The 12452-nt window shown below is 52.1% G+C and carries 7 protein-coding genes; 1 reads left to right on the top strand and 6 read right to left on the bottom strand.

The genetic code is table 11. From position 1 onward, the window contains the following. Positions 1 to 2: 2 nt before the first annotated feature. The 6 genes from ACMAY6_RS02480 to ACMAY6_RS02455 form a co-directional block, all read right to left on the bottom strand. Positions 3 to 1022, bottom strand: coding sequence for a cupin-like domain-containing protein (locus tag ACMAY6_RS02480; RefSeq protein WP_435214160.1), 1020 nt, complete (start codon positions 1020 to 1022; stop codon positions 3 to 5). Continuing rightward, entirely contained in the window at positions 1019 to 1744 is a 726-nt protein-coding gene (locus tag ACMAY6_RS02475; RefSeq protein WP_435214158.1) for a SapC family protein, read from the bottom strand. The genes ACMAY6_RS02480 and ACMAY6_RS02475 overlap by 4 nt, the downstream gene beginning before the upstream one ends. Then, positions 1741 to 3312, bottom strand: a complete 1572-nt coding sequence (locus ACMAY6_RS02470; RefSeq protein WP_435214156.1) for a tryptophan halogenase family protein — start codon at positions 3310 to 3312, stop codon at positions 1741 to 1743. The genes ACMAY6_RS02475 and ACMAY6_RS02470 overlap by 4 nt, the downstream gene beginning before the upstream one ends. A gap of 101 nt (positions 3313 to 3413) precedes the next feature. Further along, entirely contained in the window at positions 3414 to 6404 is a 2991-nt protein-coding gene (locus tag ACMAY6_RS02465) for a TonB-dependent receptor (protein WP_435214154.1), read from the bottom strand. A gap of 184 nt (positions 6405 to 6588) precedes the next feature. Next, positions 6589 to 7611 carry a hypothetical protein gene (locus tag ACMAY6_RS02460; protein WP_435214152.1) on the bottom strand — a complete coding sequence of 341 codons (1023 nt, stop codon included), beginning with the start codon at positions 7609 to 7611 and terminating at the stop codon, positions 6589 to 6591. Next, entirely contained in the window at positions 7598 to 8080 is a 483-nt protein-coding gene (locus tag ACMAY6_RS02455; RefSeq protein WP_435214150.1) for a MarR family winged helix-turn-helix transcriptional regulator, read from the bottom strand. Before ACMAY6_RS02455 ends, ACMAY6_RS02460 begins: the two co-directional genes overlap by 14 nt. An 812-nt stretch (positions 8081 to 8892) precedes the next feature. Here ACMAY6_RS02455 and ACMAY6_RS02450 point away from each other — a divergent pair. Continuing rightward, entirely contained in the window at positions 8893 to 12279 is a 3387-nt protein-coding gene (locus ACMAY6_RS02450) for a choice-of-anchor U domain-containing protein (protein WP_435214149.1), read from the top strand. Positions 12280 to 12452 lie beyond the last annotated feature (173 nt).

Genomic DNA, 12452 nt, shown 5'->3' with positions numbered 1-12452 from the left:
AGTTATGTCTTTAATCTATTCAGTAATTCTTCGCGAAGGCGATCAGCCTCAATTTTATTCATTTCACCCAGGCAACCCAACGCGTGATCAGGAATATGTTCAGTAGACTCCGGGTCTGATTCAAAGACGTAGAAGTTCATTAGCTTTTGCCAGGCCAAACGCTGCGCTTCAGGCAAGTGACGAATCGATAAGACCCCGTGAAGCAAGGCATTAAAGGGCGAACCAAAGTGCTGCTCGTGATCCAGCCACCAGTAGTTCACCAACAGATTACAATCCGACAGCGCCCTAACGTGGTGCCACCACATACTCGGTATAAAAATCGCGTCGCCAGGCCCCAGTTCACAGCGTTGAGAGGCCGCCATGGCCTCACGAAAACGCGGAAACTTATCGAAGTCAGGCGCAGAAAAATCGACCAAACTGATAGGCTGCCCGGACGGCGTTCGGTCGAGAGGACCTACGTAAAGGTTGCCGATTTGATCCGTAGGAAACAGCGTGAATTCGCGGCGACCGTAGACCACACAAGCCACGTTGCTGGGAAAATCGTAATGCGCAGAAACCGTCGTGCGATTACCGATCCAGAAATTGACCAAGGGGTCGCCGGGAATTTTAAGCATGTTTGCCTTTTCGAAGCCTGGCAACCAACCGGCGACGGGTGTTGATCCAACATAAATCGATAAAGGTTCTTTATTTTCCGGTTCTGCCTGCTCGCGCAAGCGCTGCAGAATGTCCTCTAGCGGGGCACTACCACTGCGAAAGTTAAAACCGTTAAAAGCCCCGTTATAGCCAAAGCGCCCGGCCACTTCAGTTGGCGCCACATAGGCGGTAACCGGCTTTGCTGTCCAAAATTTAGAGAGATAGGCCTCAAGCTGCTCAAGGTCGCCATCCCCCTCGGGAATAGCCGGCCAATCGGCCACCAGCCCGCGGAGAACCAAAGGCTCTTCCCGCTCAAATACCCAAGATGGAATCGCATCGGGGGTGATTCCCTCGACGGTTTCAACAACCTTGGGTGCCTTATCGTTCACTGATTAGCATCTCTGACTTGCTGTTTGAATTGGATTAGCCTTCCCATATTCGACAACGACGCTAGCATCATAAACAAAGGCATAAGAAACCCTTGCTGGGACAGCTGCTCGAGACTCTCTGCCGACAAAGCCTTCACGGTATCCTCGTTGATCGCCGAGTAACCGAGCAACTGGTTTTTCGAGCCGTCCGGCAAGCTAATATCGAGCGTAATTGACTCGACCAGCTCGAGATCGGCGAGACACTGCGTAAACCGCTGAGTATGACCCGCGCCTTCATGGATTTGCTCAAGCAGGTCGGCTCGCTGCTCCAGATACTGCGTCCGTCCACCAAGAGGTTGAAAGACCGCCTCACCCTCGGTTCCCTGAGACACTCGGGGGTGCGCCATATCGACGCTTAATAATCGAACTTCTTCCCCCTCTTGAGATTGGTGCTGCCCAATCAAAAAAGGGCCCTTGCGCATGAAGGCGGGGCGACTTAGCGCTGTCCATTCGGAATTCTTCAGGAACAGGTTTTCCCCAGACTCAAACCCCATGACTGCAACAGGTATCAGCCCATCATGCTCGGTTGCTTGCAGCAGCAGTGGAAAATCCACCTGAAGATCCCTAAATTCGAAGGTGTAGGCAGGGCAACTGTGAATGCCATCGCCGAACTCTTGACCCACCGCTTCTACGATACGCAGATCTTTATGGTCGACGTTATTAAGTATTTGAAAGTTGCTCATGCTGTTACCGTTGCTGAAGGGTTATTCATCCGAAGGGCATTCAGTAACTGCCGATTCCCCGGCATAGCCCGTGACAATTGCAGCGCTCGCTCTCTCACCTTAAATAAGATGGAATCAAGGTCAGCGCTGCTTGAGGCATGATCTTTACCATCCTGACCTGCCGACCCTATCACGCCATTGAGGTGGCCGTTCATACCCAACCAAACGTACTGATAGCTCGCAGCCGGGAACAGCTCGTCAATACGCGGCGTGTCTGGATGCCAAGGGGCGCGAATCTGCCACAAGGCCAGCTTGTCTGATAGGCCTTCAGAAATGCTAGTTTCGTCGCGAGCCTGCTGCCAATAGGGCGTGTCATTACGATCACTTAACACGTAGTGGAGCTTAAGGAACTCTTGAATACTGGCCCAGTTGCTCTCCATTTTTCGATTGAACGCGCGGGAAGCGGGCCCCATGAGATCTCGATTGACAGGAAAGCTTTCCACCAAAAACGAGGCCGCCTGTTCAATCATAGCCAGCGCTGAGGCCTCGAGAGGCTCAATAAAGCCGGCTGACAAACCGACAGCCACGCAGTTATGCGTCCAAGGGGTACCGCGGTATCCGGGTTCGAAATTCAGTGTACGACACGCTAAATCCTGCGCCACTTTGGCACCCACCGATTGTTCGGCATAATTTCGTAGGGTTTGAGTGGCTTCAGCCTCGGAAATAAAGTCGGCGTTATGGACATAGCCAACGCCTCGACGAGATTGAAGACCAATATCCCAGATCCAACCACAGTCCTGTGCAGTCGACTGTGTACAAGAGTGGATTTCATCATTAGGCGCGTCGTAAGGCACCTGAGCCACCACCGCTCGATTATTAGGCAAAACGTCACGTGCTGACTGAAATGGCACCTTAAAATGATCACCTATTAACAGGGCTCTCTGACCCGAACAGTCAACAAAAAAATCGCCGAATAAACGGTCGCCGCTCTCGAGCTCCAAGCTCGTAAGAAACCCCTCTGCATCACTATTAACGCCGGCTACGTGCCCCTCTACGTGCCGCACGTTAAAACGAGACATGCTGTGCTGTCGTAGTAGCGCCGCAAACTTTACGGCATCGACGTGATAACCGTAATTCAGCGCAAAGGCGTAATCGGGAGTATCCGCCGTTTTGGGCGCTTTATAGGTAGTCGCAATAAGTGCTTGAGGCGTGACGACCTCATGGAATGGATAGCGCAGGCCGTCGCGCCGCCAATATTCAGCCACATTTTTTGAGGCATATTCAGGGGGCAAGCTAAAAGGATGTAAGTAGCTGTCATCAGCAGCCCCAGTCCTCCAACCTTGAAAGAGCGTACCCTGCTTCAAACTGGCATCGCATTCTGAGATTAAAGCCCGCTCTGACAGTCCAATCGCCTGCAGCGTGGCCTTCATGGAAGGCCAAGTACCCTCACCAACACCCACAGTGGGCACGTTAGGAGACTCCACCAAAGTGATGTCAAATTGTCGCTCAGCCATGGCACCCAGCCTGGCTGCTGTTAACCAACCAGCAGTACCACCACCGACAATGACAACCTGTTGCGTTGTACTCATTAATCCAACACCTATGCGTTGTTTTTTCTGGCTTTTATTTTAGCGCTCTTTAAACGACAAAAGCTGCCCGAGGGCAGCTTTATCATCAGTACCTTGCCGTATCAGAAGGTATAACGCACACCTACGTTATAGCGGGCACCTTGCTGTGCAACGAACAAGGGCTGAGATTCGCTACGACCATAAACGTAGGTTGTCTCGTCAGTAATGTTAATCGCATCGGCAAACACCGTGAGGTTATCGGTCACATTAAATTGAGCACCGATATCCCACTGGTCGTATTCGCCAACGTAAGTCGGTGGAATCGCGCCAACGTTGGCCTGGCCCGTACCCGCCAGGAAGTCATCCCGCCAGTTGTATGCCACTCGAATTGAGAACCGATCGTTCTCATAAAAGCCGATCAGGTTTGCAGAATCACCGATACCAGAGACTACGAACTGCTGGGTTCGGTCCGTATTATCGTATTCGGTATCGGATTCAACCAATGTGGCGTTTGCGATAAAGCCAAAGCCAGTCTGACCGAAGGTGTGTTGGAGGTTAATTTCCCACCCATCTACCGTATCGTCATCTTGGTTAACCGGCGCGGTTACGCGGAAGTTTGCGAGACTGTCACCTGACTGACCAGTGATCGTGCCATTAGCGACGTTAACGCCCGGCGAGCCGGCTTTGTTTGAGAGAATCCAATCGTACAACTCCCCTGACGTGGCGGCGTTGCCCAAAGCAGCCCTCGCCTCATCGGCATAGCTACCGTTACCGGGGTGCGGCAGGTCAAACAGCGTTTCGTTGAACTCAGAGAAGCCAATGAAATTTTCGACGTCCTTGGTGAAGTAACCCACCGAGAAGTAGCTGGCATCGCCGTAGTACCACTCAAAAGAGAGGTCGATGTTGTCAGACTCAAAAGGCTTCAGGTTGGGGTTACCGCGAGAGCCCGTTCCACCATCGATACGCAACAATTGATCAATAGTCTGGCCGCCCTGTATGTCTCTATAATTAGGGCGTGTCATGGTTTTGCTGTAAGAGAATCGAGCGACTATATTTTCCGTCAAGCCCACTCTGACATCGAGGTTAGGCAGTACATTGTCGTAGCTGCCGCTCAGCTCGGTAAAGTCGGCCTCCCCCGGTACAGCACTGAACTCATTGCCGCCTACCCAATCAACTCGCGAGTAGCTGGGTGCCAACGCTTGAGAGTCGATGTCGGTCTCTTCGTAACGGACGCCAAGCCGGACATCAACAGGCACCATACCCATCTCAAAACCCATATTAACTTGGAAATAGGCCGCAAGCTGCTCCTCAGTGGTGCGTCGGTCAGAGCTGTAGGTGCTTGAAGCACACAAGCCAGTCCCACAATCTCCCATATCAGGCACTGCGAACGTCGCTGCCTCTCCGCTAGCCATCAACTGCTCCGTACGCTCGATGAGCGCGGGCATGTCGAAGGCGTAATAGGCCGTTACCAGCTCAGGATCACTGCCACCGGAAATCTCGTCAAAGCGCCCTGCAGACGACACCTCAGTCAGCAGATCTGCGATAGCACCTACCTGAGATACACCGCCCCAAGCGTCGCGCTGGACGACCGAGCCCGCAGAGCGGTTGTTAACTTCTGTAAACTCAACCCCAAAGTCGATGCTTTTAACGACGCCATCAGGATTAAAGTCGAATGAGCCACCAAAACGGGCCTGTTCGATTTCCATTTTGGCGTAGTTATTTGCAAAGACGCTTCCAGTAACAATCATGTCGTCGGTACTGAGAGGGTTAGACAAATCCAAAGCCAGAACCGGCAAGTCTCCACGATCAAAGTAGGTTGTGGTCTTGTCTCGAGAGAAGGCCGAAATGGCCAACTGAGAAGCGCTGCCAAAGGGGCTGTCAGGGCGCTGCTCGGCATCAGAATCGTGATAATCAAACATAAGTGACAGTCGATCAGTCACATCCCACGCTAAGTTAATGCCGATTGATGTGTTCTCTGCAACGGTCGCATCGCTGCCGCCAGCCATAGCGAAGTCACCGGTACCGCCATTAAATTCCGCGTAGGTGGTTGGCGAAGCGTTGGCATTGTTGCCATCCCAAACCGTTTCCTGGCCGCCAAAATTGTACCAAGCTGAGTAGTTAGTAAAAGTGCGCTCGAGCTCTACTTCAGAATAAGTGTAATCAACGGTCGCAGTCAGGCGCTCAGTCGGAGCCCACTGCATAGTCAGCTGCCCGTTAGTTCGCACACGATCCCACTCGGCGAATTCGTAGCCTGTATTCTGAGGAACTGAATATTGCTCGTCAGCACCTGTGGGCCTGTTTTGCTGTGACGCTAGGTCGTAGGGAATACCGCCCCACTCAGAAGGTCGTGCACTACACCAGCAGTTATCGACATCTCCAGCAAAACTACGCCAACCCGCAACACTCGCCGTAGCAGCGCCATTGTTTCGCTCTTGGCGAACCGCGCTCAAGGAAATACCCACAGTGTCGTCAAGGAAAGTATTTGAAATTAGCAGTGAAACTTCGGGTGTGAAGTCATCGCCTGTCTCTGTTGATGTGTCGTGCATCGCCGATGCAGCAACCGTGGCATTAAAGCCGGGGGAGTCCAAAGGGCGCGTCGTTACAATGTTTATGGTGGAGCCGATACCGCCCGTTGGGACGTTGGCTTTACCGCTTTTGTAGACCTCTACCCTTGAGACGCCTTCAACAGCCAAGTTGCTGAAGTCGAATGAGCGGCTATCCCCGCCCGTTGTTGGCATTTGTCGGCCGTTGAGTGTTACCAGGTTAAATGCCGGACCAAAACCACGAACGGTCACGTACTGACCTTCGCCACGGGTTCTATCAATCGCCACACCCGTCACACGCTGGAGTGCTTCGGCTAGGTTGGTATCAGGAAATGCGCCAATATCTTCAGCCGTAATCGCGTCGACCACACCCGCATCATCACGTTTTATATCGGCCGATTTTTGCAGGCTCTGGCGGATGCCAGTTACGATCACTTCTTCCATAGCAGGGTCTGAAGCGCCGCTCTCGACCTCGTTGGGCACGTCTTGGGCAAAACTCACCTGCGACGCTAACGCCAGAGCAACGCCAGCCGCCAGTGGAGCTTTGTTAAAACCTTTTTGCTGGGACATAGTCTTGGGAATCTCCGAAAATTTTAAACTTTTTATTAATTAACTCACGTAAGCTAATGGTTGTGGTCTTCAACTTGAAGGCATAAGCGACAAAACGGTCTGTGAGGACGATCAGACGGATACCTCATTAAAATCGTGATTTAGCGCGGGTACGTCGGCCGTTCGTCTCATTACCAAGGCGTACCTACTGGCTGCTAAAAATCTCTCCGTACATCTCGGTGTCCAGAGGTATGCGTGCACTGAGCACGTGAAGTGTTATGAAGTGGATAAAGGGGTTGCCGGTTACCACCGTAAAGGCAGCCTTCCCCATGCCAACAAGCATCTGAGTCATCACAATATAAGTCACACTCAGCAGCGCTTGCTGCCCATTGCTGTAGTCGACGCCAGGATCAAACAGGCTAAAAATGGCATAAAAAAGCCCTGCGATCGCAATCACTGTGAACTTGCTGTTAAAAATGATTGCCAGGCGAGGTATCAAAATAATGTGCATGAGGATCACAACGGGCAATCCGGCCCCCAAGGTATTCACAATAATTCCACCAGGAATTGCCAGAGCATACAGCCAAGGATCGAGGCCAAAGAAGTTTGCTCCAAATACGATGGGACCAAAGAAATCCAGCGCCCAATACGCGCTGATAATCCAGAGGTCGCGCTTCCACCGCAGCGACGCGAACAAGCGGTTCCAGTCAAAAGAGCGAAAAAACAGCCAAACAAGAGGCACCACAACATAGATCGCAAAGTACATCCCGACCCAAATACCGACATCAAACAGATCATGCAGACTCGGATCATAAATATCGGGTCCGGGAAAATGCAAGCCTGCATGCCCCCAAAGCCCCAACAATAGTTGCGTTATTAACAGATAGCTGAAGACCAAGACGCTTTCTTTAACCGCCGTCAGCTGATCAAGGGAGAAATTGTGTCTCCAATCGATAGCCAAGCGTTTACGAGTGAGGAAGAACAGCAAGCACACGGCCAGGAAAAAAACCGGAAAGTAGAGCGAGAGTAAATTTAACAATGCGCCTTGGGCGATCGGGGGTAAGGATGGCGAAGATGGTGCCGCCAGGAAAAAAGTAAGCGCACTGACCACCCACACCAGTATTCCCCCTGCCAACCAACCCGATGCGGTGTGCCATTTGAATAGCCTGTATGCCTTGGCCTTAAGGCGCCCCGAATCCGCAGTTTGCCGTGATCTAGAGCTCAGCATCTGCGCCGTTGCCCTTAGCTTTCGAGGCGACCCCACTGAGAGCACCTTGCACCGCCTCCAATTCTTCAAGCAGATGCTGCAACCGCGCAGCTCCCAGGGCTTCCTCAACCGGCTCAAAGCCAGACATCAAAGATTGCACGGTAGATTCCAAAGTATCCTTGCCAGATTCGGTCATGCTAACCAACTTGGCGCGTGCATCATCAGATTTACGACTCATCTCTATGACTCCAACGGCCCTAAGCCGCGTGATCATTTGACTCATGGAAGGTGCCGATACGTTAAAGGCGGCAGCCAACTGAGAAGCCGTTTGATCTCCTACAAAATAGAGTCGGTTCAGAACCTCAAACTGGCGGGATGTCAGCGTGTCAGGGAGGCGGTTATCCAATTCACGCTGGGCGTTTTCGCTGATAATGCGCATGAACCTAAAGGCTCGATAAACCACGGAGGAGGTTGGAGGCTGCTTAATCATTTAGTTAGCCTAACTAACTAAATGATTAAGTTCAATACAAAAGACTTTTAGTCATCTTTGACCGTCGCCATCGGTTAAGAAGCGTCCGTACAATAGATACACTAACTCCACCCGATAAATAACGAGCTTGTCCTATGTGCGCGCAATCCGGCCATCAATCCTATTAAAATTCAGTTAAGTTTTGGCGGACGGACTGAAAAGCAGCTGATACCCAGCGATCGACGCACCCAAGAATATCAAAAGTGTTAAAACCGAGGCACTTCAGGAGATTGAGTTAATCTTTGACCTACTTCGTACGTCAAAAGTTAACTCTTTAGGGACTTAAACCCATCAGCGCCAAACAGACTCCCCAATATCTGTTGTTTGATCATCATATGCAGTTATTCACTGGGTCATTACACATCCCCCTTACACCACACAGCACTGTAGATTCTCACCTAAGTTGAAATATTCTCAAGCTATTTGGAGCTTTCACATATGAACACCAGGCTTGTCACTCAGCGTCTGTTCTGCGCCAGTTTACTTGGCTATACCTCTTGGCCTGAATATTGCTTTTATTATATATTTTTGAAGCTGTCATACTTCAAAGCCAAATTTAGAACATGCTTTAAGCAAACTGGCAATGAGGTTTCGTTAAGATGAAGAGCACTAACTACTTTTCCCTATTTTTTGTAGTGACCATTGCCCTACTTTTAAGCTCCGGCCTCACCACCGCGCAGCCGGGCGCCCAATCACCGCCCGTATATACATACAGCAAGTCCCCTAATTTCACGACCACGGGCGACGTTCAAGGACTTTTTTTGGGTTCGGGCGTGCCGACTACTAACTACAACGCATTCGATATCGACAAGGGGATATTTTATATCATTTCCAACGTTGGTGGCTCCTCTGAACCAAGCACCGTTGATCCGCTGTTTCAAACGCTGCGTTTTAGTGGATCGACTACTACTGATATTCGCCAGATCACAGCATCCGCTAGCTCCCTGAGCTCGGGGTGCGGCGACTTCACTCCTACTTTTGAGGCAGGGCAGCTCATTGTTGACAACGCCACTGCTGACTTCACCGAATACAATGGAGCAGCCTGCCGCCTCAGTAGCAATTTTTGGCGCAGCTATCTGGCCTCTCCGCTGATTCGGAGCGGCATCGCACTCAACAACGGTCATCTTATTGCCACCACCAACAGTAAGCTTGGCTTTGGCAATCCATTTACTTTCGACGTGACAGGTACCGATAATCAATATCGCTTCCTCTCCTCACCGGGCAACACTGGCAAGCTCACTCTTTCGTTGGACTCTGGAGCCCGCTTAGTCATGGGAGCGGACCTAACGGGCGCGGCTCTGGTTTCGAGCGCCTCTAGTTCCTCCAACTCCAGCTTGAATATGAAGCCCGGTAGCAGTCTGACACTTAATAACACGCTGCTTACTCTGGTTGGAGATGTCAATGGAGCGGGTTCAGCCGGGGGGTTTGCCGAGAGCTCTATCAACGGTAGCGCTATCAACCTAACAGGATCGCTGGTAACCAGCGGCACAGGAATAAACGCCTCAGAGCTCCACCTATCTGTTGCCAATGTGGCGGACTCAACGATTAGTTTTTCCTCCGGCACGACTTCTCTACTGGCGAGCCGACTTAAGTTTTCGGGTAACAACCTTGTCTTGGGCTGGGAGGATGCGAAAATCGCTAATAGATCGCGCGGGCAGCTCGTACGCATGACCGAGTTTTCAGTCATGGGCGGTAAAACAACGGTCAACTGCACCGTAAACTGCTCAGCAGCACCATTGCATGTCGCTACTGAAGAAATCGTGGTTGGCTCGGGCGGCGAGCTAGTGCTCGGTGGCAATGTACTCTTTGACCCAGCGGCCATACGTGCGGTTAAAGTAAGCGGTGGCAGCACACTGACCCCTAAAACCAACTTCCTTGGCACAGAGCTAGCACAGAACTACTTTCTCGACGTGGACACCACCTCTACTCTACGCCTGAATAATGACCTTAATCTTCGCTGCGACCAATGCAGCCTGTTCAACCTGCGTGGCTCAACTAATTTTACCGGCAGTCCTGCCTCGAGCGAGAGTAAATTACTAATTGAGGCTGCGAGTGAGGCTTCGGTTTCCTATCAAGATGGTCAAATCAGGGCTCGATTGAATCCGACGGGCTGGACGCAAGACGTTGGGAATGGTTTGATCTTAGCGGATTACTCGGATGCCATGCAGCTTGCAATCAAAGGCAACGGAGGCATCACCGCGAGAAAACTGGACAGCGCTGAGGTGGTAGTAGAGGCCTACGCCGCCGGCCTGAGCGCCACCGATTTTGTAAGCCAGGGCTTTGATGATTCAACGTATGGCAAAGGGACCTATAACATCATCACGGGTACTCAGGGCGACCTGGGTAATTGGCCAGCCATTGACGATAACGGCCGACCCAAAGTAGTACTGGGCGCTTCCATGCCGGCGGGCTTGGTCGCTCAGGTCACACGCGACCTGGCAGACGCTGAGATCCCAACCCAACCCGCGTTCCCCAGTAGTAAATTGCGCGTTCTGCAAATTCAGCTATCGCTGGCCCAGGGTCCGCTCGCATTGGTCTACCCTGACGCGATCGGCAACGCAGAGCAGACCACTTCCGTTGTCCCCACGGTGACCAACGCTGCTGGCACCATGAGTTATACCTTTGTAGATATTACTCCTGTATCCGGTGCCAGCTATGGCGGAACAATCTCTGTTGATAGTAGCGGCACACTCAGTCTGACACCGATTGCAACAGATGGCGCGGAATGCTTAGCCGGCAACATAGGTGGTCGGAACTTTACGGTCAGAGTTGTCGCGGAGCGAAAGGACCTGCCGGACCCCAACGCTGCTGCCTTGGCTTCTTTCAATATCCAGGTTTGCAATGCTGCCTCGTCAATTACACCTTATATTTCGTACACAGGTTTCCTGGATGCAGACCTTGTGCCAGTGGGCACTGCCATCAACAAGAAGCCCTTCGTATCCGCCGGGTTCACTCCCACCACATTCGCAGTTGAAACCGGCACGCTACCCGCAGGACTAACCCTCAATGCCGCCACCGGCGAGATTTCCGGCACGCCGACCGCTGCTGTAAATGGCGGGGATGCCGCCGTCACTATCAAGGCCGTCGAGGGAGGTACTGAAGCCCTTGATTCTATCTATCTTCCTATCGACCCGGTTCTGACATACACCAACTCAGAGACAGAGATTGGCCAGCCTTTTAGCGCACCAGCCACCAAGTCGCCCTATCAAGGGACCGAAAGTCCTGTATTCCGCCTGACCAGCCCGCCTGCAGGCTGGTCGATCAATACCACCACGGGTGAGATCTCTGCAACACCGGACACTTTTGGTGACGTCAATTTGAACGTGGAATACGAAGCCGGACCACTGGGCAGCGCCGCCGAAAACATTGCCAAAGCCTCACTCCATGTCAAAGTGACAGGAGATCCAATTACTGTGAGCTACCCAAGCCTCAGTTTGAATGCGGGAGAAGCAGTTTCATTGACCCCCACTTTGACCAATGACAGGGATACAGTGACCTTTTCCGTTCCCGGCGGTCTGCCTGCAGGATGGGTCATCAGCAATAGTGGCGTTATCACCGGAGTAATGCCCAAGAGTAACTCGCCCACTTTCGTGGTCGAAGCCAAAGACAAATACACTCAGGGCGGCACCAGTATCACCGTGGCTCAACTACCTCCGGCCATGACAACGATAACAGGTGGGCCCGGCGGACTCTCCGCCGTGATGTCAGTCCAGGGTTGCTCCAACATTGCTTCTGCCAGCTTTGTACCTGCACCGGATTCACCAAGCAAACCGACTGGCTATAACTTCCCCTTCGGGTTACTCGATTTCTCGCTTAACAGCTGCAACAGCCTCTTGCAGGGCATCACCGTCACGGTAGATTATTCCCAGCCACTCCCCGCTGGAGCCCGTTTTTTCAAAGAGGAAAGTGGCGTTTATAGTGGTTACAGTGCCCAGCTAGGCGACAGTACCACCACCTTCCTGCTCACTGACAATGGTGAAGGTGATGATGACCCGGTCCCGGGCGAAGTCCGCGACCCCAGCGGCATTGGGGTTCAAATTCAAGTTCCCGCGCCGGTGGCAGTTCCTGCGATGCCATTGCAGTTACTTTGGGCACTCGCCAGTTGTGTCGGCTTGCTAGGAATACATCGTTTGCGAGCCAGAAAAGGGGGAGAAGAGTAGGGCAAATGCCACCTGTTCGAGCCAGTAGATTATGAATGGAAGATGAGGGCCGATCAAAAGACCGGCCAATTGATTTCACAGACGTACCTAACTGATAGCGATCCCAGATATAAGATTGCGTCTCTTCAGTGTACTTGAGGCGAGTTCTTCGGGCGATGGTGCAACACTCCACT

The organism is Luminiphilus sp. nBUS_16, assembly GCF_051201645.1.
GTDB lineage: Bacteria > Pseudomonadota > Gammaproteobacteria > Pseudomonadales > Halieaceae > Luminiphilus.
Note: the sequence above shows the minus strand (reverse complement) of the source record. Positions and strands in the feature narration are given on the sequence as shown.

What these genes read in the sequence shown, in the direction of transcription:
- ACMAY6_RS02475 (WP_435214158.1), bottom strand. Translation starts at nt 1,744, where the DNA reads ATGAGCAACTTTCAAATACTTAATAACGTCGACCATAAAGATCTGCGT.
- ACMAY6_RS02470 (WP_435214156.1), bottom strand. Translation starts at nt 3,312, where the DNA reads ATGAGTACAACGCAACAGGTTGTCATTGTCGGTGGTGGTACTGCTGGT.
- ACMAY6_RS02465 (WP_435214154.1), bottom strand. Translation starts at nt 6,404, where the DNA reads ATGTCCCAGCAAAAAGGTTTTAACAAAGCTCCACTGGCGGCTGGCGTT.
- ACMAY6_RS02460 (WP_435214152.1), bottom strand. Translation starts at nt 7,611, where the DNA reads ATGCTGAGCTCTAGATCACGGCAAACTGCGGATTCGGGGCGCCTTAAG.
- ACMAY6_RS02455 (WP_435214150.1), bottom strand. Translation starts at nt 8,080, where the DNA reads ATGATTAAGCAGCCTCCAACCTCCTCCGTGGTTTATCGAGCCTTTAGG.